The following is a 26,310-nucleotide window of genomic DNA, read 5'->3' as shown; positions in this document are numbered from 1 at the left end:
AAACAGACATAGAAACAGTACACTTATGGCTATAATTATTCTTTAATCACTAAGCGAACGCTGTCATCTTATTTTTATTTTTAATGCGTTCGCAGATGTGATTTCTGTTGTTATTCGTCCGTAGGGCTCATTTCTTTTCCTTCGGTTGCGGTCGGAGTAGTTTTCTTGGCAGCTTTAAGCATTCTGTTTTCCTTGGCTGTTGCAGCCTTAGCTTTCAGCATAGCCATGCGCTCATAGGCTTGTCTGCGCGTGCGATTAATCTGATAGCGATAGACAGCACAGGTGATAAAGAAATAGATAACGGCTTGAAGCCATAGTGCAATGAACTCGGGTTCGATGTCATCAAGCGTACCTCCCATGCTGCTGATGCGCAAGAAGCCACGCACACCGAAAGTGGAAGGGAATATCTGAGCTATGGACTGCCAAATTCCCGGCATGTTCGGTTGTGGCCACGAAATACCTGTCATGAATAATAAAGGAATAGAGGTGAAGACCACAAGGAGCATCACATTCTCACGGTATCTGACAATACAAGAAAGTGCCATTCCAAAGAAAATAACGGCCAAGAGGAACGGTATCATCAGCCCGATGAGATCGGTTGCACTTGCTAATGCCGTGAAATGGAAGAAGCGGGGCACGCAAAGTGTGAGATAGGCTGCCATGACTGCATAGATCATGAAATAGCACATTGACTTTCCAAGCACGATGCGAAAGATGCCCACGTAATGTTTACTGATTGGGATAAGTTCTTGATATCGGTTGTTCTCACGGGCTGTCCCGGCCGACAGTCCGATGCCGAGCAGCAGGGTTTGTTGCAGGATAAGAATGAGCACTCCGGGGAGTATGGCATTGCCGTAGCCACCTGTTGCATTGAATATGGGCACTTCCTCGAAGTCAAGTGGCTTGGTGGTTATCTCTTCATCTCGGGTTGTAAAGTTTCTCGACTGGCTCACCTGAATGTTGGCATTGATGTCAGAGGCTACGGCCAATGCAGTTTGATAGATAGCCTTATAAGTGAGCATGAGGCTCATATCGCAGTAGACGCCCACATGGGCTTGCTCACCTCGGTAAAGTTTATGGGCGAAATCATCCGGGAAATAGAGTAGTCCGTGAACCACTTGCTTGCCAATAAGGTCTTTCGCTTCCTCTATACTGTTGCAGTAGTAGGCTGCTTTCACATCAGAACCGGCATCGAAACTACGGATGAATTCACGACTTATTTGGCTGTGACTCTGGTCTACAATCGCCACAGGAACATCGCGGACAACCTCATTGTTGTATATCCATGAATAGAGCAAAGGATAGAGGAGAGGGACAAGGATGAAGAATATCAGCACGCCTTCATCAGTGATGGTGGAGCGCATCTCCTTGGCCCAGATATAGCACATATCCTTGATGCCATTGCGTATCTTTGAAAATAATCCGTCTTCCATTAGGGTATATAAACATATAAGAGCATGGAACGCTTGATGTTCCACATGGTGAAGATGGGCAACAGGCTGAAGAGCACAAGTGCCGCAATATTGAACCACGCATCCATGAGCGGATAACCGTTGAAGATGTTGATTTGATAAATCATGTAATAATGGCGCAATGGAAAGAGTTGGGCAACGCCTTCAATGAATGGGTTCATTGCAAAAGCTGGGTAGGTGGCGCCACTGGTAGAGAAGCTCACTACTGACCAAAGCGAACAGACACTCATCGACATGCGCAGACTGGGCATCAGTCCGAACGTAAAGATGCCGAATCCCTGTGCAGAGGCAATGGCAAGAAAGCCCAAAAGAAGCATAGTGAGAATGCCTCCGGGGTGTGGAAAGCCTAAGACATAATAGATATAGAACTCAAAGGCATAGAAGATTGCAAGGAAAATCATCAGCTGAGGCAGCATCTTTCCGGTCAGGGCAATCCATGTTTTGTTGCCGGCCAAGGCCATCCATTCCTTTGAACGCTTGAACTTCAACTCTGTTCCTATAGAATAAGGTGTAAGGAGGAATACAAACAACATGAGCAGTCCGGGCACCATGGCCGTGGTAAGATAAACGTTATAGTTGGCCCATGGGTTGCCAATCATGTGCAGATCAATGGCTATGGGCTGTAGGAATGTGCGGATTTCACGGTCTGTCTTTCCGTATGCACTAAGCTTCTGTTGTCCCACAGCAGCTGAACCAAGCGTACAAATGGTTTTCAAATCACGATAGAGCATGGAACCAGCTACGAGAGTTACATTGCTGTAATAGAATGAAACCTTGGGCTGATTGGAAGTCATCAGGCCGCTTGTTGTACCGCGTGGAATATAAAGAAAGGCATAAATCTGATTTTCCTGAATGGCCCGCCGTGCTTCGTTCACATTGTCATAAGAAGCTACAACCTTCGTGGTTTGGAAAGCATCAAGCCGCCGAACCATAGCCCGTGTAGTTGCAGTATTGTCTAAGTCTACCACGCCTACAGGCATATCGGTTGGCACACCGCTTTGCATCAGTGAGGTGAAAAAGTAGATGACAGCAATGGGAAACACCACCATGCAGAACCAGTAGATAGGGTTCTTGATGATGATGCCACATTCGCGGAGGGCAATCTGATATATCTGTCGGAGTGTGTGCATTTATTTCTTAATCAAACTCATACCTGGGCGCAGGCCTTCCAACTTGTCAATGGGGCGTGCTTTCACCTCAAATGTCTTGAGATCATATTGCCCCGTGGTCTTTGTTGCTTTCCAGACAGCATAGCTTCCCTGGTCTTTGATATAGTAGACTTTCATGCGGATGGTTTTGTTGAAGGCCGGAACAAAAACATTGAACGTGTCGCCAATCTTCATCCCTTTAAGCTGGTCTTCGCGGATGTTGAATGCACCCCACTGGTCGCTCAAAATGGAAATGCTCATGATTGGTGAGCCAAGTCCCACGAGTTCGCCTACTTTGGGGTAGACATCGCTCACTTCTCCTTCAACCTGGGATACCTGAACAGTTTCTTTCAACAGTGAACTCACCACGTCAACAGCGCTCTTTGCTGCTTGTGCATTACTTGCTGCAATGCGCTTTTCCTGTGACCTTGCGCCATTCTTTGCCATTTCATACTGACTTTGAGCAGCTTTTACCTGTGCTTCAGATGCCTTGAACGCCGCGAAAGCTTCATCGCGTTTCTGACCGCTGATGACACCTTCATTATAGAGGTTCTGCATGCGGTTATAGGTTTTCTTCGTAATTTCAGCAGCAGCTTTTGCCTGCTGAACGAGTTCAAATGCTCCCTGGATTTGTTCCTTTCTGGCACCGGCATCGGTGAGATCCTGCAGTGCTTGGGTGGCTGCACCAGCTGCCTGAGCTACCTTCTTCTGTGCATCAATCTCAGGAATTTCAAGGATTGCCAATGTGTCTCCTACATGAACGTAGTCGCCTTCTTTGACCCGAAGGTCGACAACTCGGCCCGGAAGTTTGCATGAGATGCGGTATTCAGAAACTTCAACTTCGCCTTGAATGGTGTCGTCTTCCCTGCCAAGTGTGAGGAAACCGATAAGACCTACAATGACAACAACGAGGACAAAGCCGATGATTGCAAGTAGAATGTTGTTATGTTGTGATTTTGCTGACATGATATTTCTTTATTTTCAATATTAATAATTCAATACACCGAGGGCCTTTTGTAGGTTTACCTGAGCTAATTTTACTTCTACTTCGGCATCAATCTGCTGGCTCTGTGCCTGTTGCCATGCCGTTTGTGCCGCCATGACATCAGTTGTTTCCATGACACCTTCCTTGAAACCGACATTGGCACAACGCAGGTTTTCTTCGGCGCTCTTGATGTTTTTACGAGCCATCAAGAGTCGTTTGTGAGCTTCCTTCACTTTGAACTGGCTCTGTGTTATCTGTAAGCCAATCTTCTCTTGAGCATCGGCAAGTTCCATCTGGGCCATGCTTGTGGCTGCTTTTGAAGCACGCACTTTGTAGGCACCTTCAAACCAATTCCACACAGGAACCTGTACGATGACGCCAACGTTCCATGTGCCTGCCAGCTTGCGTTCAAAGCTGTTGAAGAGGTTGGGATTGCTGACAAGGTAGCCACCCGTCAACAGAACATGTGGAAGATAGGTCGCACGGACAAGTTTCGTGGCTTGTTCGCTGATGTCGACCGCATTCTGAAGCATGCGCAGTTCCGGGCGATTGGTATTGGCCGAGGCCTTATCTGCAACGGTAGCTGATTGTTCATTAAGGTTGACATTCAGCTGTTTGCGGTCTTCATCGGCCAAAGTGATATCTTGATCCATGGGGAGTCCGCAAAGCTGGCACAGCAACATCTTGGCCAATGCAAGTCCGTCTTCAACCTGGGTCACTTGCATTTCGGCCTCATTCACTTTCACATCTACCTTCAGACCGGCTGCACGCGTGGCAATTCCCTGCTTAATCATTTTGTGAACATCACTGTCAAGCTTCTTCACCAGCCCGAGATAACTGTCGGCCAAGGCCTTTTTCTGCTTCAGAGAAACCACTAACCAGTAGGCCTGGTCTATGCTGTAGAGGGTTGCCTGTGTCTTTGCATCAGTGTCATTGGCTGTCAACTGTTCGTTGATTTGTGCAATGTTGTTGAGTGCAGTGATAGCTCCACCCATGTAGATAGGCTGACGAAGCATGACAGCTCCACCCCAAATGTGATGGGTGTTGGTCTCTAATGACTTGGTGATAGAGCTGCCTATTTCGTTTCCGGTCTTGGCAATCGGTGTGCTGATCTGACTCACCATGCTATTGATCCGTTGGGCAACTGCGGGCGTTATCACCCCTTGTTGCACTAATCCGGTAATCATTCCGCTGAGACTTCCGCCTGCCGCAGTAGTGAAATTGGTGCCTAAATTGTTGAGCGCACTCTTCTGATCTTTGCTCAACAAGGAGATAGTTTCACTGAAATACTGGTAGCCTCCCGCTGCATCTACCTTGGGCAGATACTTCGTTCTGGCAGCCTTGCGGATGTTCAGTGCCACCTCCTGTTTCAGCTTGGAAACGTTTATCTGCTTGTTGTTGCGCAAAGCAAGTGCACGACAACTGTCAAGACTCAACACATTCTGAGCCTCGATGGGCAGCATAACGCCACAAAGCATGAATATGGAAAGTATTTTCTTCATCTCTTATGACTATAGAGTTTTTATTTGAAAGAGAAGCTTCGCGAGCCGATCATGTTGCCATCGGTAAAGATACTGACATTGTAGGTGCCTTCCAACAGTGCTTGGTTCACAGTCCAGAACAGTGTGACCGGTGTCTCCTGTCCACCATATTCAATGGTCTTCTGCATGGTACTTGCCAACGTCTTGTTCTCATATTGGAATGAACCTCCACCACTAAGCAAAGTACCTGAAGGTGAGGTGATGCGCACATAAATGGTCTTTGTGCCGTTTCCTGCCGTCACGTTTTTGCTTATAGTGAAGTTAAGTTGCAACGCCGTACATTTTGAAATTTTAGTCGTTGTCTTGCCATGTTTGTTCTTTCCTTGCAGTGAAATATCAGTTGCATCAAGCTGGGCAGCAATGGCAACTTTCTCTGACAAGGATGCTTTTTCGCTGTTCAAGCCTTCTATCTGGCGTGTGGCTTCTGCATATTGTCCCTTGATCTGAGTGTTTTCAGCTGTCAGGTTCTGATTTAATCGATTGAGTGAATCTATCTCTATAACATAGCTTCGCAGTACTTTCCTGACCGTAGCCAACTCTTTTTTCAAGCGGGCAATCTCCGCTGCATCAGTGCTCTTGACATGGCGCAACTCATCCAACAGTCGCTGTGTGCGCTCCTGTTCCGCAGTCAGTTGCGCCACAATAGAATCATTGGTGATTTGAGTTTTCATCTCACTATATTGATTGGCGAACTGCTGATATTCGTTTTCCATTTCCTTCTTGTCAAGCTCGGCCAGTTCCTGCATGGCTTTATTCTCTTTCTTCTGATTGCTGAGCGTGATTGAGAGATAGATTATTCCTCCTACAAGCAGCAGGCCTACAACAATTACAGAAATCAAAGTCTTCTTATTCATATATTATATTGCATCTTCTGTTAATTATCCTCGCAAATTTACCGAATTTATCTTAATTATCAAAATATTTTGATTGATCAAGAGAATTCCGTTGTGTTTTTTTGCATTTTTACCGAGAAAACGGACAATATTCAAAATATTTTCTTAATTTTACAACCGATTTTCTAATGTAAGAGGACTAAATGAGTATAATGAAGTTTGTCAAGAAAGCGTTTTATCTTTATTATGACGGCTTCAAACAGATGACACTGGGTAAGACGCTGTGGCTGATTATCCTTGTCAAGTTGTTTGTTATTTTTGCCGTTCTGAAGTTGTTTTTCTTTCCTGATTTCATTGGGACAAGAGTAAAAAACGGCGATAAGGCAGGGTTTGTCAATTCGCAGTTAGAGCGTCGTTTGCCTTGAATAACACCTTAATTTTAACCTTCGTATTTCAACTAAGTTTTAATAATAATCAAAAAAACAACATTATGATGCATCAACTTTTAGATGTCAGTGCGGCTACAATTGATTGGTCACGGGCGCAATTTGCACTTACAGCCATTTATCATTGGCTGTTTGTACCGTTGACACTTGGCCTCGCATTGATTATGGGAATCGTTGAAACCTGTTATTATCGCACACGGAAACAGTTCTGGAAAGAAGCTTCCATGTTCTGGCAGAAGCTTTTCGGAATCAACTTTGCCATGGGTGTGGCGACAGGTATTATTCTTGAATTCGAGTTTGGAACCAACTGGAGTAACTACTCATGGTTCGTCGGAGACATCTTCGGAGCACCTCTTGCCGTTGAGGGTATCCTTGCTTTCTTCATGGAAAGTACATTCGTCGCAGTGATGTTTTTCGGTTGGAAGAAGGTCTCGGCCGGCTTTCATTTGGCTTCAACATGGCTCACCGGACTCGGTGCAACCATATCAGCTTGGTGGATATTGGTAGCCAATGCGTGGATGCAGTACCCTGTCGGTCAGACCTTTAATCCCGATACCATGCGTTTTGAAATGAATTCTTTCTTTGATGTCGCACTGTCACCTTTTGCTGTAGATAAGTTTTTCCACACCGTTACTTCTTCATGGATTATCGGTGCCATCTTTGTGGTTGGCGTCAGCAGTTGGTACCTGCTGAAAGGCCGCGAGAAGCAATTGGCAGTCAAGAGTATGAAGATTGGTACGATCGTAGGTCTTTGTGCATCACTCTTGGCAGCGTTGACCGGCGATAATTCTGCATATCAAGTGGCACAGGTTCAGCCTATGAAACTCGCTGCAATGGAAGCGCTCTATAATGGTGGAAAGACACAGAGTCTGTCGCTTGTAGCCGGTGTCCCGTTTGGTGGTCAGCCTGATTACCGCAATGTTGACGAGCCACCTTATAAAATAGGTATGCCCAAGGCACTCTCTGTTTTGGCTACACACGACTTCGATGGTTATGTGCCGGGCATCAACAATCTCATTGATGGTTACGTGAAGGAAGACGGTACCAAGGAGCCTTCTGTGGCTGAAAAGATGCAGCGCGGACGCATGGCTATTACGGCTCTGCAGCAGTATCGCGCAGGTAAAAAGGATGAGGCAACACGCAAAACCTTGACAGACAATATCAAATACTTCGGTTATGGTTATGTAAAGTCTGCTGACCAGATTGTGCCGAATATACCACTTAACTTCTGGTCATTCCGTGTTATGGTGGGGTTAGGCATCCTCTTTATTCTCTTCTTCCTGATATCCGGCCATGTCAGTTGGCGCAAAGATATCTCTGAAAAGCGTTGGCGTTGGCTTCATATCTCAGCTATCGTGCTCGTTCCTTTGGCTTATGTTGCCAGTGAAGCAGGCTGGGTTGTTGCAGAAATGGGCCGTCAGCCATGGACTATCCAGGATATGTTGCCTACCTGGGTTGCTGTTAGCGACCTCAATGCAGGCAGTGTCATGATTACTTTCTTCCTGTTCCTTGCGCTCTTTACAACCATGCTTGCGGTTGAAATCAATATTCTTTTCAAACAAATCAAGAAGGGGATGGAGGCCCCGGCAGTATGACATATACATTCTTACAGCACTATTGGTGGTTGCTGGTTTCTGTTTTAGGCGGACTCTTAGTGTTTCTGATGTTCGTGCAGGGAGCCAACTCTTTGATATTCAGTTTGGGGCATACACCGGAAGAACGTCGCCTTGTTGTCAACTCCACTGGGCGTAAATGGGAGTTTACCTTCACCACGCTTGTTACCTTTGGCGGTGCTTTTTTCGCCTCGTTTCCACTTTTCTACAGTACCAGTTTCGGTGGTGCTTATTGGCTCTGGATGGTTATTCTGTTCACTTTCGTGTTGCAGGCCGTGAGCTATGAGTTTCAGAATAAACTCGGGAATTTGCTCGGAACACGCACCTTCCAGTGGTTTCTTGTCATCAATGGCATTGTAGGCCCGCTGCTCGTGGGCGGTGCTGTTGCAACTTTCTTCAATGGAAGTAACTTTCTTATCGACAAGATGAACATCACAGACTCCATGCAACCTGTCATCAGTCGTTGGGCCAATGCAAGCAATGGTCTTGATGCTTTGCTCGATCCATGGAACCTTATCTTCGGCCTGGCTGTTATGTTTCTGGCACGCGTTCTCGGGTTGTTCTATATTATTAACAATGTGGATGACAAAGCAGTCAATGAGCGGTCACGCCGTCATTTGATTTATAATGTGGTGCCATTCCTCGTGCTCTTCCTTTCATTCTTAGTGCGCACGCTGTTGAAAGATGGCTTTGCTTATCATCCCGAAACAGGCGTCATCTTCATGGAACCGATGAAATATCTCCATAATCTCATAGACATGTGGTATGTCACCCTCGTATTCCTTGCAGGTGTTGTGCTGCTGCTTTTTGCTGTGGGACGTACGGTGTTGAAGGCTGCCTACACGCGTGGCATCTGGCCTGCAGGTGTCGGAGTTATCCTTGTTGTCATAGGATTACTGCTTTTTGCAGGCTGGAACAACACGGCTTACTATCCGTCGAATGCTGATCTGCAGAGCAGCCTGACCATCATGAACAGCTGTAGCAGCGAGTTCACGCTTACTACAATGTCGGTGGTTTCATTGTTGATACCGTTTGTGTTTGCCTATATCTTCTATGCATGGCGTGCCATTGATGGAAAGAAAATCAACCGTGCAGAAATTGAAAATGACGAAGCATATTAAAGAATTTTTATAACTCCGACCTTTGTTTTAACTCTGACTGCAGGCCACTGTGAATAGTGGTCTGCAGTTTTCTTTGTGGGGAAAGGATAGATAAAGCGTCATTTGGTGATTTTTCTTTCGTTCCCTTGCAAATCTCAAAGCAAAAGGTTATATTTGCAATATGAACCAATATACAGGAGAATAGGTAATGAATACGAATAGCACTACAATGGACACTTTTTCCTTAGAGATACCCAAGGCTGATATATCTTTATTGAAATCGCTTGTAAAGCGTATGGGGTGGACGATACATAAAACGACAGTTGAGAAAACTGCTTATGAGCAGGCGCTTGATGATAAGGAGCATGGACGTATCAATGAGTATGTCAATGCAGATGATATGTTTGCTAAGTTGGGTATCTGATGCCATATAAACTCTTGACCACACATCAGTTTGAAAAAGACCTCAAACGATGCAAGAAGCGTGGACTGCCGATGGATAAACTCAAAGAAGTTGTCAATGAATTGGTAGCCAAAGGTAAAGTGTCAACCTGTTTCAAGTCTCATATACTCCACGGTAACAATCTTTCTTTGTTAGTATTTTCATTTCAAAGTTTCCTGTATCCACCAAAATTTGAAAATGCATTCTGATGGGAATTAGTTTGCAATCTGCGTCACATTACAGGATAATCTATGTCATTTCGGAATGCAACTAATCCTTGAAAATGAAGAAAAATCGAAGTTGGTGCAAACTGACTGACAATGAGCACGAAACGGAACGATTTGCATAAAATTGCCCTGTTCGCAAAGGGCAGCAATATGCAGATTCAGGCAAAAGTTCAGTTACTAAACCGTTACCCTATTTTGCCATAGGTAACGACGGGACAATGTCAGGTAACTGAATTATTTTCGCCCCGTGTGGCTGTTGCTTCGGTCGGCAGTTTTCTGCATAAGTGAAGAACGCTTTAATTCGGGTAACTTTGCCCATAAAAATTAAGGCGTATGAAAACAGAGAAAATGAAGGTGCTGCTCTACCTCAAAAAGAGCGGTCTGGACAAGTCGGGTAAGGCTCCGATTATGGGGCGCATTACTATCGGTCGTTCCATTGCGCAGTTCAGCTGCAAGCTGTCCTGTAACCCCGATTTGTGGAATCCCCGTGAAAGTAGAATGGACGGCAAGAGCCATGAGGCGGTGGAGGTGAACGGCAGGCTGGAGAACTTGCTTGTTTCCATTCAGGTTGCCTATCAGTCTCTGCTATCCAAAGGTTGCCCATTTGACGCAACCGATGTGAAGGGGCTGTTTCAAGGCAGCGTACAGGCACGCTGCATGCTCACTGAAAGGCTGGACATGCTCATCAAGGAGAAGAAAAGTCATGTTGGCATAGACATCAAGGAAGGAGCCATACACGGCTACCATTCCACCCGAATCCATTTGCAGAGATTTATACAAAGGAAGTACAAGGTATCGGACTTGGCTTTCTCACAACTCACGGAGCAGTTTATCTACGATTTCAGACAGTACTTTGTGGGTGAGTGTGGCTTTCAGGAATGTACGTTCTATAATGCCGCCACCTTCTTGAAAACGGTATGCAGGCTGGCATACCGTGAGGGGTTGGCAGACACGCTCCTTTTTGACAAGGCGAAAATATCAAAGGGAGACAACAAACTGCCAAAAGCTCTTGACAGGGAAGCTTTGGACAAGTTGAAGGTCCTCCGCTTCGAGGACTTGGAGGAGGAAATGGAAACGGCAAGGGACATTTTCCTTTTTGCCTGTTATGTCGGTGCAGCCTATTGCGACCTGATGGAACTGAGCAAGTCCCATCTTGTCCGTGATGACGAGGGCAGCCTCTGGCTGAAGTTCAACCGTCAGAAGACAGGAGTTCTCTGTCGCGTCAAGCTACTGCCCGAAGCCATACGGCTGATAGAGAGGTTTCACAGCGATGAAAGGGAAACGCTGCTTCCTTTCATCAAGTACAAGAACTATCAGAGTTGCCTGAAAGCCCTTAGGCTGCGTGCAGGCATATCCTTTCCCTTTACCACGCATACCGCAAGACACACCTTTGCCACGCTCATCACGCTTGAACAGGGAGTACCCATAGAGACGGTGAGCAAGATGCTGGGACATTCCAACATAAGCATGACGGAACGCTACGCAAAGGTAACACCCCAGAAACTCTTTGAGGAATTTGAACGTTTCCTTTCTTTCACCGAAGACATGCAGCTGGCTATCTAATCCTTATCACAATTATTTTATTTATTATCCTTTCTTTCAAAACATCAAGACAATGAGAAGTACATTCAAGATACTGTTCTATATCAACAGACAGAAGACAAAGGCAGACGGACGGACAGTCATCCTCTGCCGTATCACCATAGACGGGAAGAGTACCGCCATTACCACAGGCGAGGAATGCAATCCCTCCGAGTGGAATGCCAGGCAGGGCTTGACAACCGATAGAAAGACCAACCAAAGGCTCCATGAGTTCAGGGAACTTGTGGAAAAGACCTATCGGGATATTCTCGTAAGGGACGGAGTGGTAAGCGTGGAACTCATCAAGAACCGCTTGCAGGACATAGCCACCCATCCGACAACCCTCCTTGCCATGAGCAGGGCGGAACTGCAAATGGTCAGGGAGAGCGTAGGCAGGTCAAGGACAGAGGGAACGTACCTGAACCTATCTCATGCAGACAGGAATCTCCATGAGTTTGTCAAAGACAAAGGAGTGCAGGACATCCTTATTGGGGCAATCACGGAGGACTTGTTTGAGGAATACCGTTTCTACCTCAAAAAGCGTGGACTGAAAGGAACGACCATCAACAACTATCTCTGCTGGCTGAGTCGGCTGATGTACCGTGCGGTCAGTCAGAACATCATACGCTGTAATCCCTTTGAGAATGCCAAGTATGAGAAAGAGGATAAGAATATACGATACTTACAAAAATACGACGTGGCAAGGCTCATGGCTATGAGGATGAATGACAGCGAGGCGGAACAGGCAAGGCTGATGTTCATTTTCTCCTGTTTCACGGGACTGGCTATTGCGGATATGGAAACCCTGCAATACAAGCATATCCAAACCGCAGCGGACGGACAGAAGTATATCCGCAAGGAGCGACAGAAGACCAAGGTGGAGTTTGTCGTACCGCTGCACCCAATAGCGGAAACTATCATCAGCCATTGCAGGAAAGCAAATCACAACGACTTAACAACAGGACAGGACGAGCAGACGATGAAAGAAAAAGACGGGGACTTTGTCTTTCACCCTGACTGCACCCGTAGTGTGATGAGTGCCAAACTATGCATTGTGGGCAAGGCTTGCGGTATCAGCCAAAGGCTTTCCTTCCACATGGCACGACACACTTTCGGCACGATGAGCCTTAGTGCAGGAATACCCATCGAAAGCATAGCCAAGATGATGGGGCATGCTTCCATATCAAGCACGCAGATTTATGCACAGGTGACGGACTGCAAGATTTCGGAAGACATGGACAGGCTCATCGCCAAACTTTCCTCAAAGGAAAAGAAAAACAAAGAGCTGGTGGGAAATGAACCCTTGAACATATTAGCATATAAGAAGGAGGAAACGGCATGAATACAACAAACAGACCAAAGACTGGCATGGAGCGTAGTCGCCTTGATTGGAGCGGCAATATGCAGGTAATCCGCAAGGGAGGCAGCGAGATAGCCATGACGGAGGGAGAACTTGCGAGGTTTTTCGGTGTGACATGGAAGAAACTTAACGGCAAGCTACAAGTGATACAGAAATCTTCCAACCTGCACCTTGATGAAATGTGTGCAGGTGAGAAGGCAATGGTCAGAGATAATGAATTGACAGGTTATGCACCGCTTTATCCGCTCCCGGCAATCATCGCCCTCGCCTTTCTGCTGGACAGCATGGAAGCTCATTTGTTCAGAAAGTATGTCTGCCATAAGGTACAGCAACCCGCAACTTCCATAACACCGATATTCCTGTCTGGAGGTACACACCATTGATTTATTCCTATCTTTTTCTTTCACCGATATTATCCTACTACATTACTACAATAAGGGGTAATACGGTGAAAGAGAAAGGATTAGGATGTAGTCAGAGGCGGCGGATAGAAATCACTACTTCTTGACGACATTCTACATTAGTCAGTTCAAAATGCATGATTGTAGGCTAATAACTCGCGAAATGAACTTTCTATAGGGAAAGCAATGCCTTATTTGAGTTTGTCGTAGATGTCATCAGTGACAGGTTCCAACCATTCGTTCGATGAGCTATCCTCAACGTGAGTATTGTAAGTCAGGTGCTGCATCCAACTGTCTCTGGCGGCTCCGTGCCAGTGTTTGGTTTCGGCAGGGATGGCAATGACAACACCGGGGCAAAGCTCTACAGGTGTCTTGCCCCACTCTTGGTACCAGCCACGGCCGGCAACGCAGATGAGCACCTGAACGGCTTTGTGATGAATGTGCCAGTTGTTGCGGCAACGGGGTTCAAACGTTACATTTACCACGCCCCCCTTGTCAGCCTCCATCGGAGCGAGATAACTCAGCCCTATGAAGTATTTGGCATAGCCCGTGTTAGGCTCGCCAATGGGATAGGGTGTGCTTGCCTGAAATTCTTCTTTGGTCTGTATGTCTGAAGTCCACACCTCCTTGGCCATGTTGAACACCGCCCATGCCTTAGGCCAGCCTACATAGAAAGCGGCGTGAGTGCGGGAATTCCTATTGAGAGTATCGCCAAGATGATGGGACACGCTTCAATCGCTAGCACACAGATATAATTGCATAGAAAGGCAACTTCTTATCATCGGCTAAAATTCGATATTCAAACCGGCAGAAGCATAAGGAGATACTTGGAAATAGCATGACCTGTCCCGAAACATACTCTTTAAGCTCCTGTCAGTGATTTCCGCAGGGCGTATGACATGAATGCCGGCCGTGAGGGGAATAGAGATGCGTTTGCCGAGTTTTATTTCGGGGCGGAAGCCAGCGATAATGTATTGGTGGGAGAAGATTTTGTCTTTTCCGTCCTGCACCATCAGCGCCATTTGTCCCTTCATTTCCGCCACGATGTTCAGACTTAAATGCCTGTTCGCATTATATCCCGCCGACATTTCCACACCGTCCATCATCGAGATTTTTACGGTATATTTTCCAGCCGTCGCCCAGTTCAGGTAAAAGGCGGGGAACAGCATCGGATAGCCGAAGGAGTTATTCAAAACAATCCCCCCGCCCAATTCAAGATTCGGTTTCAGATGATAGATGAAAACCACTCCCACACTGCCCAAAACGTTCTTGAACCTGATTTTGGAAAGCTTAGTGCTCGGCATATAAATGCCGCCTCCGACGGTGGCGAGCATCGACCATCTGTCATTCAAAGGCCTTAAATGATTCAGGCTCAGGCCGAGGTTCATTATCTCGTCGATGACCAAAGGCTCCGTGAAACCTTTGTTATCGAGCCTTACATATGCTCCTCCCACACTGAGTGCCCACATGGTAGGGCGTTTGTTTTCATCGAGTTTCATCGACAGCGGAATATTGACACCGCCCTGATAAACAACCGCCGAACCTTTGCTGTTTCCCACTTTCCTGTCCGTATCGCCTTCTGTCATTCGATAATCCGATTCTCCGAAATATTCGGTTTTGAACATGATTTGGGCATTTAAGCCCGTGCAGGCAGCCATCATTAATTCTAAAAGCAATATTTTTTTCATCTTGGTATTCCTTAATTCCGCAGCATAAATTTTTGTGAGAACTCCAAGTGCCTGAGAAACAAAGTCCTCAAAACACTTGGATATGTCAGAAATTTCACCTATCTTGGTGCTGCAAACATAACAAGTAAGCAAAAATCTGACATGACAAAGGTAGCAATTAAAAACGAGAATATCACTTCTTTCGGTGGAATTTACATCATTTCTTTGTGGCTTTTCATACTTCCCCATTGGTTTGGGTGGGGGATTTCATGATTATGCAAGAACCAAGAACCCCAGAAAATCCCCATATCAATGGATAAATCCCAAAAATGTCACTTCAATATATAAAAGTACCTCACAAGGAATAATGCTGCGGAATTGAGGAAGCATATGCCGAGTTTTGTTTAAAGACTTATAATCCATTTCTGCACTTCTTCAAAATCATAGTTGCCTTTTAGGGCAATACCTTCTTTTAGCAGGCAGTTGCTACACTCGTGTTGAAGGTCTTCTACCATATGTCCGAATCCTCCTCCTCCATGTGTACAGAAAGGGATTATTGTTTTTCCGGTCAGATCTACACTTCTCAAGAAAGAGCGTATAGGCGGCGCAAAGGTTTTTAGCCAGTTAGGTGAACCGATGAAGATGGTATCGTAGACTGCAACGCTATCGAAACAGTTAGATAAAGGAGGGCAATATTCTCGTTCTATCTCCTGTCTGATTTCTTTCACCGCAGTATTGTAGGAAAAAGAATATGGCTTCTGTGGAATAAGCTCCAATAGCTCTCCATCGGTAATCAAGGCAATGTCTTCTGCCAGTGCCTTTGTTATTCCGGAGTATGAATAATAAGCGATTAGGGGAGGTGTATTCACTTCTATATTTATTTATAACCTTAATTCCGCAGCATAAATTCTTGTGAGAACTCCAAGTGCCTGAGAAACAAAGTTCTCAAAATACTTGGATATGTCAGAGATTTCACCTATCTTGGTGCTGCAAACATAACAAGTAAGCAAAAATCTGACATGACAAAGGTAGCAACTAAAAACGAGAATATCACTTCTTTCGGTGGAATTTATCATATTATGGATGTTTTCTCAAAGTTGAGCTTTGAAAAACTTACCGAATCTGTATTGGGTAAACGTGGAAGTAGCGGCAAAGCATTCTGTTATGGAAGTATTTTTTGTGGTTTTTCATACTTCCCCATTGGTTTGGGTCTTTTATGCTTAGAAAAGACCCAAGAAACACCGAAGCACCTCATATCAACATATAGAGCCCCAAAAAGACATCTCAACATATAAAATTTTCTCACAAGAAAAAATGCTGCGGAATTAAGGATTATCTTAAACTCGCATATGTTATTCTAATCTCATTTTTTTCTTTCCCCAAAGTTGTTATATATATAATTCTACCATAATTATCATATTTGTACTGACATCTGTAAATAACGGTCTCGTCAGAAAAATCTGGCATGTATTCATATCGGAACTCTTTAAGTAAACCTTTTTCTATAACTATTGTGAGCGTTAAAACATAATCGACTCTTGCATTAATATATGTGTAATATTTGTTGATTTTTAATATATTAATTGTTTTACAATCGCCTTTTGTTTGAATAAAAGATTGAATTTCCGACTTATCATAATTGGATAATATATCAGAGATAATACAAAGGTCTTCGAAAATAACCTCTGGATATTTTATAATCACCCCCCACGATTCCAAGTATTTTAATTGTTCGAAAAAGATATTTTGCATATCTTTCTCGACTTTTGAGAGCCTTATAGGTTTCTTTTTCTTGCTTTTATAGACAGCTTCTTTCTTTCCATTTATATATAGACTCTTGGAAATATACCCAGATTCATACGATAAGGTAACATCCACCTGATGATCTTCCGCTACTTTACTGTTAAGAGGAAAATATAATAATAAAAGAAGTAAAAACACTTTCATCCTTAATTCCGCAGTATAAATTCTTGTGAGAACTCCAAGTGTCTGAGAAACAAAGTTCTCAAAACACTTGGATATGTCAGAAATTTCACCTATCTTGGTGCTGCAAACATAACAAGTAAGCAAAAAACTGACATGACAAAGGTAGCAATTAAAAACGAGAATATCATTTCTTTCGATGGAGTTTTTCATATTATGGACGTTTTCTCAAAGTTGGGCTTTGAAAAAACTTACCGAATCTGTATTTGGTAAACGTGGAAGTAGCGGCAAAGCATTCTGTTATGGAAGTATTTTTTGTGGTTTTTCATACTTCTCCATTGGTTTGGGTGGGGGATTTCATGACTATGCAAGAACCAAGAACCCCAGAAAATCCCCATATCAATGGATAAATCCCCAAAATGTCACTTCAATATATAAAAGTACCTCACAAGGAATAATGCTGCGGAATTGAGGATATATTATAGGAGTTATTATATTTGTGCTGTTTTACAGAAAGGACATTATGACATAAAATTAGTCCTGACAAAGTGGTAACTCTGTCAGGACGTCATATCCTAAAAAGCAGTTAGTTTAATCGTAAAGAAAACGGACGTTACGCGTAATATATGCACTTAACCCTGCACCGTTCTTGGCAAGACGTTTCATTTCTTCCACGTTTTCTCTGCCTGCTTTGTTGTAGCTATAAGAATATGGTTTGCCACCTTTAAACCACACGGTTATACGTGTAGCCTCAATCTCATAGCCAACGACTGGAGAGTTACCTCTCAAATTAGCATAAGGACTCGTAAATACCTCCTTTCTGTCTTTAGTGGCAACATGTTTCAGGTTGCTGTTATACACTTGAATAAATCCCATTCCTACTCCCAATAGGTTTGGGATTTATTCGCTAAAATCAAATGTCACATTTCCCGGATTAGCAGATGCAATATTTCTACAGTCTAATCCAGTAAGTTTTCCTGCTTTTTTAATGGTGAGTTTGCAATTAGTGCCAACTCCACTTGAAGCAATGTTTCTTAAATCCAACGAAGTGAACTTATCCGCATTGACAACAAGGTTTCCACCAGCAGAAGCAATGTTTCTTAAATCTAAGGATGTCATAATTGCTCTTTTTGTTTGCTATAAAGAAAAATATCTCTTATCTTCAGGTTACAGGGGAAGAAGTCTATAAAAGCCTGTCTACATATCCTCTCTCACGGACTTGTTGGCTTAGTAGATGAGCCAAATTTGAAACAAAAGTTCAGAGACTTCTGTGTTGCTTATACATCTACAAAAACCGTGCCATGTTTAGTTAGTATTCCATTTTCTTACTATCACCTTAATTCCGCAGCATAAATTCTTGTGAGAACTCCAAGTGTCTGAGAAACAAAGTTCTTAAAACACTTGGATATGTCAGAATTTTCACCTATCTTGGTGCTGCAAACATAACAAGTAAGCAAAAAACTGACATGACAAAGGTAGCAATTAAAAACGAGAATATCACTTCTTTCGGTGGAATTTATCATATTATGGACGTTTTCTCAAAGTTGGGCTTTGAAAGACAAAGATGGCAGGCAACAGACAGATATCTTCGGAAAGACATACAGTTTTTTGATGTGGACTTATTCTGTGGCAAAGAAAAGGTCGAAGGATTTTACGCTATGAATTTGCCACACCGCATGAAATGTGTTGATTTGGAAAATAGTGAATTTCGTCTGATGAATTTCGATCGAAACAACCCAGAATATATGTTTTATTACATGAAACTTAGAGAAAATATCTTTAACGATGATAATGCAGACATTGTACGTTGCGAAGAGATGCACAGAAGCATTGTTGTAAATGAAAAGATAAAGAAAGCGTTGTTCGAAGCAGGTTTAAAAGGACTACAGTTTAGCAACAGTATAGACATAACACCAAAAGAAAGAACCATTTACGAAAAGATTTAATAAAGTTGTTACTCAAAAGATTGTAAAGATAGAAAACTTAGGGGATGCGAGAAATAAAGAATGATAAACACCCCTATCTTAAACGTAATTCTGGATAAATTTACAATCAAATGTTATATCCTGTTCCCCCCTCAGTTTGGGTTGAAATAAGCAAGAGAAAATTTATAATAATAAAAAATAAATTTGTTATTATAAATTTTTTATTTATAATTATATTTTGTGTGATTTATAACCTTAATTCCGCAGCATAAATTCTTGTAAGAACTCTAAGTTTCTGAGAAACAAAGTTCTCAAAACACTTGGATATAGTCAGAAATTTCACCTATCTTGGTGCTGCAAACATAACAAGTAAGCAAAAAACTGACATGACAAAGGTAGCAATTAAAAACGAGAATATCACTTCTTTCGGTGGAATTTACATCATTTCTTTGTGGCTTTTCATACTTCCCCATTGGTTTGGGTGGGGGATTTCATGACTATGCAAGAACCATGAACCCCAGAAAATCCCCATATCAATGGATAAATCCCAAAAATGTCACTTCAATATATAAAAGTACCTCACAAGGAATAATGCTGCGGAATTGAGGTCCTATAACAATCCTCCAGTAATCTCTCCAAGTCCGAAGCCTTGTAGAGAATCTTTCCTGCAAACTGCGTGTAGGGAATAATCTTTCTGTCTCGATAGTCTTGCAAGGTGCGAGGGCTTATATACAGCCGCTCGCACACCTCCTTTCCCGTTAGGAAATGCTCACCGCCAAATAGAGGCTTGTGCGTCTGTGCCACTTCCTTAATTCTCCTGTTCACACTGTGGATAGCGGACAGCACCACCTGCATCTCGTCCGCATCCATGCTTAAATCTCTAACTGTTTCCATCTTTTCATTGTTTATTTGTTGTTCTTGGTTTTCTCTGACTTTATCTGTAACAACCGTTCCACGTCTTCACGCTTGTAATAGTACTTGTGTCCGATTTGTGTAAACGGAAGCATGCCCGTATCACGGTAATGCTGCAAGGTGCGCTTGCTGATGTTGAGTAACCGACACACATCTCCGTTGTGCAGCCAATCAGTGTGCTTACTCGATTCTCCAAATGCCTTGTGGCAGGTCTGGGCAAGAACGACAATTTCGTCCCTCAGCATTGCCCATTGCTTGTCGGTAATGATAAAATATCCCATAGCGTTATATTGTTTTGTTTATATTTTCCTTTTGCGATTTGCTTTCCATCGCATGTTTCTGCGTGCAAAAGTATGCGCTTCTTTCCATTCCACAAAGCGGCAAGGAACAGCAGGGAAGAATAGGGAAACAGAAGGAAATGAGGTTATCTTTCTTACTCTTCTTCCGGTCCTTATCTTCCTTTTTTCTACGTTTGTTTTAGTCAAAGCAATACAGTGCTGATTGAAGCAAACAGGTACAGACATTTCCTATTACTTTTCTACACTTGTGCGCTTGTTCTTGGCTTAAATCCTTATTTTCCTGCTGTTTCCTGAAAGAATTCCGTAAGAAATCTATTGCCAATGAGCGCAACATTATGCAAGCACTCTCCGAATGCTTGGAACATTGACATTCTCGCCGTAACTTCATTCTAGGAAACCAAAACGGATAAACAATGAAAAATGAAGCAGATAAAAGCAGAATGAAAACAACTGGCAATTCTACCGAACGCAGGGGAAACACCTCCAAGAACAGCGAGATAGAAACCTATCTCCGGACGCACTATGCGTTCAGGTACAACACCGTGCTGGGCAGAACAGAATACCGTAGCTATAAAGATGCAGGCAGTCGTTTCACAAAAGTAGGTCGCTATGAAATCAACTCTCTCCGTAGGAAACTTGACTTCGACGTGGGTATCGTTACATCGTCCGACAACCTCTATTCCATCATTGAAAGCAGCTTTTCACCACGCATCAATCCCATACAGGAATACTTCAAGGCTTTGCCAACGGTTGATGCTTCGGAAGTACTGCGCAAGATAGAGATAGGTCAAGGCGCAATCGCCAATCTCGCTTCGTGTGTTACCGTCCGCAACGCTGAAAAATGGCTGCCGTACCTCACCAAGTGGCTCGTGGCAGTGGTTGCCAACACCATGGACGACCGAGAGTGTCGTAACCACACCTGCCTTGTACTGACAGGAGAACAGGGAAAGTTCAAGACAACGTTCCTTGACCTGCTCTGTCCTTCTGCCCTTCACGGTTACAGTTACACGGGTAAGATATATCCTCAGGAGAAGGACACGCTCACCTATATCGGGCAGAACCTCATCGTAAACATTGACGACCAGCTCAAAGCCCTCAACAAGCGGGACGAGAATGAACTGAAGAACCTTATCACCTGCCCGATGGTCAAATACCGTATGCCCTACGACAAGTATGTGGAGGAACATCCACACCTGGCGAGCTTCGTGGCTTCGGTGAACGGCAACGATTTCCTGACTGATCCCACGGGCAGCCGACGATTCCTGCCCTTTGAGGTGCTATCCATTGATATAGAACGAGCAAAGGCTATTTCTATGGATGCCGTCTATACCGAAGCCAAAGTCCTGCTAAACTCAGGCTTCCGATATTGGTTTGACGATGATGAGATAGTGGAGTTATACAAAGAGAGCGAGGAATTTCAGGTGCAGACCGCAGAAATGGAACTCCTGCTACGTTGCTTTGAGAAGCCTGCGGAGGATAGTCCCCACTGCTCCTATATGACCACAACGGAGATACTTACCTACTTAGGTACCTATACACATCATCCATTGTCCTTAAAACACATGGGCGAAGCCTTGAAAAGGACAGGCTTTGAGAAAGTGAGCAGGAGGCGTGACGGTGGCAGTCCCATCTATGTGTACAAAGTAAGGAAGATACTACCCTGTCCCCTGCTTGGTAGTTGTAGTAGCCTGATGTAGTAGGGCGTGTAGTATTGCTGTGCACTACAAATTATCACTGATTATCAATAACTTACAACATATTAGTATGTAGTAAGAAGAAAGATAAAAAAGTTTGGAAGGGAAAAACTTTGGAAAAGATAATCAAGGAAGTAGAGTCCTGTCGAACAGAATATTTTGAGATAAGAAAGAAATGTTCAACCAATAAATATCGCAATAATGAAAGAAGATTTATCACTCATCAAGCGATACCCCATCGTGGAGTATCTTGAAAGGAAAGGCATCAAGCCTGTACGCAGGACACCAGCCTATGCCCTTTATCGCTCACCGCTTAGGGAGGAAACGCATCCGAGCTTCAAGGTGGACACGGAGAAGAACCTCTGGATAGATTATGCCGAGGGACGTGGCGGAAGCATCATCGACCTCTGTATGCGCATGGAGCGATGCAGCCTGTCGGAAGCCATCCGCCTTTTGGGGCGGAACGCTCCCGATACAACGTGCAGTCCTCGTATGGTATGTGTACATGGCACTTCCAATCAGGAAAGTATTGGACAGGCTACATCGGCAAACGGGACAAGGAGACTGACAGGCATATCAGACACCTTGCCGCCACATTTGCAGGACTACCTCATGAAAGAACGCTACATTGATTTGGCAAAGGCAAAGCCATTCCTCAAATGTATCAGCTATGAGGTAAGGGGGCAGCATTATCAAGCCATCGGCTTCGCCAATCAGTCGGGTGGCTATGAGCTTCGGGACAGCGGCTCGTTCAAGGGAACGATTGCCCCGAAGGACATTACCCCTATATTCATGGATAGGTCGAGAAATAAGGTGACTGACAAAATACAACCGGTCTGTGTGTTCGAGGGCTTCATGGACTTCCTTTCTTTCCTTTCAATGAAAGAAGAAGTAACGAGTGCCTGTCTTGTGCTGAACTCCGTAAGCAACGTTGCAAGGGCTATCCGCTATCTGAACGACAGACACCTAACCCATATCCGTGCCTTCCTTGACAATGACGATGCTGGACGGAAAGCAACCAATGATTTCATCAGGGCAGGTTTCAAGGTGGAGGATATGTCCGTGCATTACGGACGGTTCAAAGACCTCAACGAGTACCATATCCACAGGGTGCGTGGACAGCAGAAAAGACAATCACTGAATACATTACAACCGCAAACCAATTCTATCAAGACAAAACAAGTTAAATATAAAATGAGATAAAGACAATGGAAAAGAAGAAAACAACAGACGAGGAGCATGACCTCTTATATTACCTGGGTGGTAACGAAGAAGATACTTCTTCAAAGACAACTGAACAAAAAGACATACTTATCCCTAAATGGGAAGAGGTCAGGAAGCAGGAAAAAAGAGCACCTATAAACCAGTCGGGTATTCCATCGGAGAACTCGGAACATGAGCAGCATGTTGTATCATCACAGGATGCAGTGCCATCACAGCACACAGAGAACACAGCCGTTCAAAGACGCATCAGCGCCAAGATGAGAAAGGAAACGCTTGAAGCCTACAAGCAAGCCTATCTTGTTCCAACCAAATTGATAGGCCGAAAGGCGGTCTATCTGAGCAGGGAGACACAGGAGCGGGCGGACTTCATCGTGCGCAGATTGGGCGACAGGGGCAGCAACCTTTCAAGTTTTGTGGAGAACATCGTGCGCCTTCATCTGGAGGAATATGGTGAGGATATAGAGAAATGGAGAAGATTGTAAACCGACAGAAAGGGACGAGGGGGATAAGAGGAGGAACATCTCTTTCATTTTCACTTCTCCCTCAACCCTTTTTCGGGAGTATGAAAACGGACATTTGTCAAGCATACTGAACGGTGGGAATGCCACGAACGCAGTCAGACACGGAATGCCGTGCATTCACTTTTTGGCAACAAAACGCCTTATGCGTAAACGGTCTGTTAGGGTAGCATTGCAAGACGTCAGTTTGTACCCACAAACTGCGCTTGCTCCCCTCGATAAACAGCCGGGGAGATTAGACCGTAATCACTCCGTTCTCATCGGTCATCATTCAGAAATTAAGCAGCAATGAATCATCTATAATGATTAACTTTCGGAGAAATTTATATGAATAAATACAGAAGAAAAGCTACCCAATGGCAGCAGAAGGACAATGAAGAAAAGCAGATGAACAAGACGGAGTTCATCAAGGTTAGGTGTACTTTGGAGGAGAAGCAGCGCATCAAGGCAAAGGCAGAAAGCACAGGGCGGAAGTTCTCCGAGTACTGCCGTGAGATTCTTTTGAATGGTGAAGTGGTAGCCGTTCCCAAGATGACCGACAATGAAAAGGAAGCCATTGCCGTACTCCACCGAACGGGAATGTACTACGCACAGGTTTCCAACCTCATCAGGATAAAGGACGAGTCATGGGTGCCGATAACCAAGAACCTTTCGATATGTGCCAAAGAAGCATTTAAGCGTTTTTTCGACCCTCACTTCCGCATTGGTGACGATATATATAAGGTCTTAAATCTGCCGAGATATGATAGGAAAGTGTAAGGCGATAGCACACGGAAGTACTGCATTGGACTATATCTTCAGAGAGGGCAAGCTGGGTAATCGGCTTGCCTTCCATAACCTTTGTAGCAGAGAATCAAAGGCTATTTACGAGGAAATGAAGGTAGTCGGCGACTACAATACCCGATGCAGGAACAAGTTCCTGCGCATTGAAATCGGCATCGCACCACAGGACGAGAAGAAACTATCAGTTTCTGAACTTGCCCAAATAGCCCATCTGTTTGCCAAGAAAATGGGACTTGACAACCATCAGTGGGTGGCAGTAACGCACAAGGATACAGACAACAGGCATATCCACATCATCGCCAACCGCATCAGTCTGTACGGTGAGGTATATGATACCACTTTTGTGAGCAACAGGGCAGCAAGGGTGGCGGAGGACATTAGCAGGGAGAAAGGCTTGACCATCGCAAAGGAGGTCAAGGCGGAGAGAAAACACCAAAAGGCAAAAGTCAATCCCACAAGGGAGGAAGCAAAGAAAGAACTGCAAGGGATATGCTATAGCCTGCTTGATAAATACAAAGGTACAGGCATCACGGGACATTCCATGTTCCTCTATGAGTTGAACAAGCAAGGAGTAACCATAGAACGCATGAAAAACAAGCAGGGCAAGGTATATGGCTTGAAGTTCTCATACAGAGGACAATCTTTCAAGGCATCGGAAGTAGGCAGAGAGTTTGGCTACCGTTCTTTGCAAAAGAACTTCGAGGCAGGTAAGAAAGCCGATACGAATATATCTGACCAAGTAATACGCAAATCGTCAAAGCATACAGATACTAAGGATGCTGGCTATCAACTCGTACCCCCAAGCCGTTCATACAGTCCACCACCAACTAAGGAAACGCCAAAAATCGCACAAACTATAAGAGATATGGCAGATGCAGCCATCAGCACAGCCGATGATTTGGTGGAGGGAGTAGGCGGAATGATTACGCCAACTACACATGGCGATGACTATGCCGAGACCGCATGGCAGCGCAAGCTCAGAAACCAAGCTAACAGAAAGAAGAAGCGAGGGAGAGGATTATAGCAACTCCAACAGCAACAATCCAAAATGCAGATATGTGAATATTTCTTTGAAAACGCTTGTTATTCGGTAACAAAGTATTATCTTTGCAAACAGAATAACAAGCGTTCTTTGTTAGGCAGAAAACAGCGACACCAAGTAGTTCGCTCGTTTCCAAATCGTTACCTATTCAGTTTGACAAACAAGCTAACTTTTTTATTTCCAATAAGTTGTATTTTAGATATTATCTTGCATTGCCTTTTGACGCATATTGCATGCCAATATGCCACAAGTTAGAACCTGAGATGACTCATGTTAGAACATCATATTCATTGTGCTGCATCTTATCTCGATAGCGAATAGTCGACTTGTTGGATTTAATTTCTGTTATTCGCGATATATGTTACTGACTGTATTGCAGCCGCATACCCTCCAAGCTAAATACTTTGATGATGCCTTTTGACTAATCTTTCACCCGCTCCTAAGTCCCGCTAAGATCGTTTGTTATCGTTCTCTCGGAGGTCTTTTGTTGCGAGTGGCTATAGATGATGGGGTGGATCTACCTGTAAAGTTCTGTCAGGCGTTGCATGATATAGCGTGCCTGGTCAATGTCATTGCCTACAGAAAAACTCTTTTTGCTTTCATCTTGAAGCGTGATGATTACCTGATAGTCATTGGCAATGTAGGGATTGGCGCTGTTGTTGAAAGTGATGTCGCTGATATCTTCTTGATTGATGCGTTGCTTGTTGATGATGAGAAAGTCTGCATAAAGCATCAAAGGCAACTCCTGTCGGGTATTGGTGAGCGCAGAAATACTGAGTACTTCAACTGGTTCGCCATATTGCTTGATGACCTCGTTTATATATTCTTCTTCGGTATTCCCATCGGTCTGCAATTCTTCTTTAGGGCATTTGTTGTTTGCTGAAAAGCTTTTCCATAGGATATAGAGGCAGATGACTGCTACTGCTATCCATAAAATAATCTTAATCATGAGCTTTATTTTTTAGATGAGTAATAACATTTACAAAGTTAGCATTTATTTTGAGAAATCTCTTGTGAGCAGAGAAAAAATCATCGAGAAAGTCTTTTTAGTGTTGGCCATGACTTTTGCTGTTGTATTTGTGCGTTGTTGTAATCGCCCGTACTGTGCTCTTATAGGCTGTATTTGCATTTTGTAAGCATGAGCAGTTTTAATTTGTTTTATAATAATCTTTAC

General features: G+C 44.1%; 27 protein-coding genes and 3 pseudogenes. 16 read left to right on the top strand and 14 right to left on the bottom strand.

The window, feature by feature from the left end; translation table 11 throughout:
- Positions 1 to 110: 110 nt before the first annotated feature.
- Genes EL210_RS10535 through EL210_RS10515 form a run of 5 tightly spaced genes read right to left on the bottom strand, consistent with a single transcriptional unit; the run spans position 111 to position 6,000 of the window.
- Positions 111 to 1,433, bottom strand: coding sequence for an ABC transporter permease (locus EL210_RS10535; RefSeq protein WP_004371403.1), 1,323 nt, complete (start codon positions 1,431 to 1,433; stop codon positions 111 to 113).
- The gene (locus EL210_RS10530; protein ID WP_004371400.1) at positions 1,433 to 2,602 is read right to left on the bottom strand and encodes an ABC transporter permease; all 1,170 of its coding nucleotides are present in this window, start codon (positions 2,600 to 2,602) and stop codon (positions 1,433 to 1,435) included. Before EL210_RS10530 ends, EL210_RS10535 begins: the two co-directional genes overlap by 1 nt.
- On the bottom strand, positions 2,603 to 3,586 hold the full coding sequence (locus EL210_RS10525) for an HlyD family secretion protein (protein WP_018919530.1): 984 nt from the start codon (positions 3,584 to 3,586) through the stop codon (positions 2,603 to 2,605).
- Positions 3,587 to 3,607: 21 nt separating this feature from the next.
- Positions 3,608 to 5,107, bottom strand: coding sequence for a TolC family protein (locus EL210_RS10520; RefSeq protein ID WP_026285877.1), 1,500 nt, complete (start codon positions 5,105 to 5,107; stop codon positions 3,608 to 3,610).
- A gap of 20 nt (positions 5,108 to 5,127) precedes the next feature.
- Positions 5,128 to 6,000: a coiled-coil domain-containing protein gene (locus EL210_RS10515; RefSeq protein WP_018919528.1), complete on the bottom strand. Its 873-nt coding sequence runs from the start codon at positions 5,998 to 6,000 to the stop codon at positions 5,128 to 5,130.
- 182 nt (positions 6,001 to 6,182) lie between these two features.
- Here EL210_RS10515 and EL210_RS10510 point away from each other — a divergent pair, with 182 nt between their 5' ends.
- The 8 genes from EL210_RS10510 to EL210_RS10475 all read left to right on the top strand — a co-directional run bounded on the left by EL210_RS10510 (position 6,183) and on the right by EL210_RS10475 (position 13,131).
- Positions 6,183 to 6,404 carry a DUF4492 domain-containing protein gene (locus EL210_RS10510; RefSeq protein WP_004371389.1) on the top strand — a complete coding sequence of 74 codons (222 nt, stop codon included), beginning with the start codon at positions 6,183 to 6,185 and terminating at the stop codon, positions 6,402 to 6,404.
- A 65-nt stretch (positions 6,405 to 6,469) separates the two neighbouring features.
- On the top strand, positions 6,470 to 8,020 hold the full coding sequence (locus EL210_RS10505) for a cytochrome ubiquinol oxidase subunit I (RefSeq protein WP_018919526.1): 1,551 nt from the start codon (positions 6,470 to 6,472) through the stop codon (positions 8,018 to 8,020).
- A complete protein-coding gene (locus EL210_RS10500) occupies positions 8,017 to 9,159 on the top strand; it encodes a cytochrome d ubiquinol oxidase subunit II (RefSeq protein ID WP_018919525.1) in 1,143 nt (380 codons plus the stop codon). Before EL210_RS10505 ends, EL210_RS10500 begins: the two co-directional genes overlap by 4 nt.
- Before the next feature lie 187 nt (positions 9,160 to 9,346).
- The gene (locus tag EL210_RS10495) at positions 9,347 to 9,562 is read left to right on the top strand and encodes a hypothetical protein (RefSeq protein ID WP_018919524.1); all 216 of its coding nucleotides are present in this window, start codon (positions 9,347 to 9,349) and stop codon (positions 9,560 to 9,562) included.
- On the top strand, positions 9,562 to 9,789 hold the full coding sequence (locus EL210_RS10490; protein WP_018919523.1) for a type II toxin-antitoxin system YafQ family toxin: 228 nt from the start codon (positions 9,562 to 9,564) through the stop codon (positions 9,787 to 9,789). Before EL210_RS10495 ends, EL210_RS10490 begins: the two co-directional genes overlap by 1 nt.
- 351 nt (positions 9,790 to 10,140) lie before the next feature.
- Positions 10,141 to 11,370 (top strand): site-specific integrase, encoded by a 1,230-nt coding sequence (locus tag EL210_RS10485; protein ID WP_004345468.1) that lies wholly within the window; start codon positions 10,141 to 10,143, stop codon positions 11,368 to 11,370.
- Between the two features lie 52 nt (positions 11,371 to 11,422).
- Positions 11,423 to 12,730 carry a site-specific integrase gene (locus tag EL210_RS10480; protein ID WP_004345467.1) on the top strand — a complete coding sequence of 436 codons (1,308 nt, stop codon included), beginning with the start codon at positions 11,423 to 11,425 and terminating at the stop codon, positions 12,728 to 12,730.
- Complete coding sequence (locus EL210_RS10475) at positions 12,727 to 13,131, top strand: hypothetical protein (RefSeq protein ID WP_004345466.1); 405 nt, start codon at positions 12,727 to 12,729, stop codon at positions 13,129 to 13,131. The genes EL210_RS10480 and EL210_RS10475 overlap by 4 nt, the downstream gene beginning before the upstream one ends.
- A gap of 209 nt (positions 13,132 to 13,340) precedes the next feature.
- Here EL210_RS10475 and EL210_RS10470 read toward each other — a convergent pair.
- The 3 genes and pseudogenes from EL210_RS10470 to EL210_RS10450 all read right to left on the bottom strand — a co-directional run.
- A pseudogene (locus tag EL210_RS10470) lies at positions 13,341 to 13,835 on the bottom strand (cupin domain-containing protein); the annotation flags it as partial.
- Between the two features lie 99 nt (positions 13,836 to 13,934).
- On the bottom strand, positions 13,935 to 14,837 hold the full coding sequence (locus EL210_RS10460) for a DUF6268 family outer membrane beta-barrel protein (RefSeq protein WP_044126300.1): 903 nt from the start codon (positions 14,835 to 14,837) through the stop codon (positions 13,935 to 13,937).
- A gap of 383 nt (positions 14,838 to 15,220) precedes the next feature.
- Entirely contained in the window at positions 15,221 to 15,685 is a 465-nt protein-coding gene (locus tag EL210_RS10450) for a flavodoxin (protein WP_004345462.1), read from the bottom strand.
- 150 nt (positions 15,686 to 15,835) lie between these two features.
- Between EL210_RS10450 and EL210_RS10440 the strand changes: the two are divergent.
- Positions 15,836 to 16,042 (top strand): annotated as a pseudogene (locus EL210_RS10440) (hypothetical protein); the annotation flags it as partial.
- Between the two features lie 106 nt (positions 16,043 to 16,148).
- Here the strand turns inward: EL210_RS10440 and EL210_RS10435 are convergent.
- Positions 16,149 to 16,952 carry a hypothetical protein gene (locus EL210_RS10435; protein ID WP_018921247.1) on the bottom strand — a complete coding sequence of 268 codons (804 nt, stop codon included), beginning with the start codon at positions 16,950 to 16,952 and terminating at the stop codon, positions 16,149 to 16,151.
- On the opposite strand from EL210_RS10435, the pseudogene EL210_RS14090 reads away from it, so the two are divergent.
- Positions 16,896 to 17,091: pseudogene (locus EL210_RS14090) on the top strand (hypothetical protein); the annotation flags it as partial. The gene EL210_RS10435 and the pseudogene EL210_RS14090 sit on opposite strands and share 57 nt — an antisense overlap.
- A 239-nt stretch (positions 17,092 to 17,330) precedes the next feature.
- Here EL210_RS14090 and EL210_RS10425 read toward each other — a convergent pair.
- Both EL210_RS10425 and EL210_RS10420 read right to left on the bottom strand, forming a co-directional pair.
- Positions 17,331 to 17,615, bottom strand: coding sequence for a hypothetical protein (locus EL210_RS10425; RefSeq protein ID WP_018921248.1), 285 nt, complete (start codon positions 17,613 to 17,615; stop codon positions 17,331 to 17,333).
- 24 nt (positions 17,616 to 17,639) lie between these two features.
- The gene (locus EL210_RS10420; RefSeq protein WP_018921249.1) at positions 17,640 to 17,858 is read right to left on the bottom strand and encodes a hypothetical protein; all 219 of its coding nucleotides are present in this window, start codon (positions 17,856 to 17,858) and stop codon (positions 17,640 to 17,642) included.
- Positions 17,859 to 18,283: 425 nt separating this feature from the next.
- On the opposite strand from EL210_RS10420, the gene EL210_RS10410 reads away from it, so the two are divergent.
- A complete protein-coding gene (locus EL210_RS10410) occupies positions 18,284 to 18,685 on the top strand; it encodes an imm11 family protein (RefSeq protein WP_232000470.1) in 402 nt (133 codons plus the stop codon).
- Between the two features lie 558 nt (positions 18,686 to 19,243).
- Here EL210_RS10410 and EL210_RS10395 read toward each other — a convergent pair.
- Together EL210_RS10395 and EL210_RS10390 are read right to left on the bottom strand one after the other, a co-directional pair.
- A complete protein-coding gene (locus tag EL210_RS10395) occupies positions 19,244 to 19,558 on the bottom strand; it encodes a helix-turn-helix domain-containing protein (protein WP_004345453.1) in 315 nt (104 codons plus the stop codon).
- A gap of 11 nt (positions 19,559 to 19,569) precedes the next feature.
- Complete coding sequence (locus EL210_RS10390) at positions 19,570 to 19,857, bottom strand: helix-turn-helix domain-containing protein (protein WP_018921220.1); 288 nt, start codon at positions 19,855 to 19,857, stop codon at positions 19,570 to 19,572.
- A gap of 431 nt (positions 19,858 to 20,288) precedes the next feature.
- On the opposite strand from EL210_RS10390, the gene EL210_RS10385 reads away from it, so the two are divergent.
- From EL210_RS10385 to EL210_RS10365, 5 genes are all read left to right on the top strand, one after another.
- A complete protein-coding gene (locus EL210_RS10385; protein WP_004345450.1) occupies positions 20,289 to 21,572 on the top strand; it encodes a virulence-associated E family protein in 1,284 nt (427 codons plus the stop codon).
- A 198-nt stretch (positions 21,573 to 21,770) separates the two neighbouring features.
- Positions 21,771 to 22,772 carry a toprim domain-containing protein gene (locus tag EL210_RS10380; protein ID WP_004345449.1) on the top strand — a complete coding sequence of 334 codons (1,002 nt, stop codon included), beginning with the start codon at positions 21,771 to 21,773 and terminating at the stop codon, positions 22,770 to 22,772.
- A gap of 5 nt (positions 22,773 to 22,777) precedes the next feature.
- Complete coding sequence (locus EL210_RS10375) at positions 22,778 to 23,275, top strand: DUF3408 domain-containing protein (protein WP_004345448.1); 498 nt, start codon at positions 22,778 to 22,780, stop codon at positions 23,273 to 23,275.
- Positions 23,276 to 23,638: 363 nt separating this feature from the next.
- Positions 23,639 to 24,070, top strand: a complete 432-nt coding sequence (locus tag EL210_RS10370) for a plasmid mobilization protein (RefSeq protein ID WP_004345447.1) — start codon at positions 23,639 to 23,641, stop codon at positions 24,068 to 24,070.
- Positions 24,054 to 25,118, top strand: coding sequence for a relaxase/mobilization nuclease domain-containing protein (locus EL210_RS10365; protein ID WP_004345446.1), 1,065 nt, complete (start codon positions 24,054 to 24,056; stop codon positions 25,116 to 25,118). The genes EL210_RS10370 and EL210_RS10365 overlap by 17 nt, the downstream gene beginning before the upstream one ends.
- Before the next feature lie 535 nt (positions 25,119 to 25,653).
- Here EL210_RS10365 and EL210_RS10355 read toward each other — a convergent pair.
- On the bottom strand, positions 25,654 to 26,085 hold the full coding sequence (locus EL210_RS10355; protein WP_018921218.1) for a hypothetical protein: 432 nt from the start codon (positions 26,083 to 26,085) through the stop codon (positions 25,654 to 25,656).
- Positions 26,086 to 26,310 lie beyond the last annotated feature (225 nt).

Origin of the sequence: Segatella oris (assembly GCF_900637655.1) — a bacterium.
Classification (GTDB): Bacteria; Bacteroidota; Bacteroidia; order Bacteroidales; family Bacteroidaceae; genus Prevotella; species Prevotella oris.
Note: the sequence above shows the minus strand (reverse complement) of the source record. Positions and strands in the feature narration are given on the sequence as shown.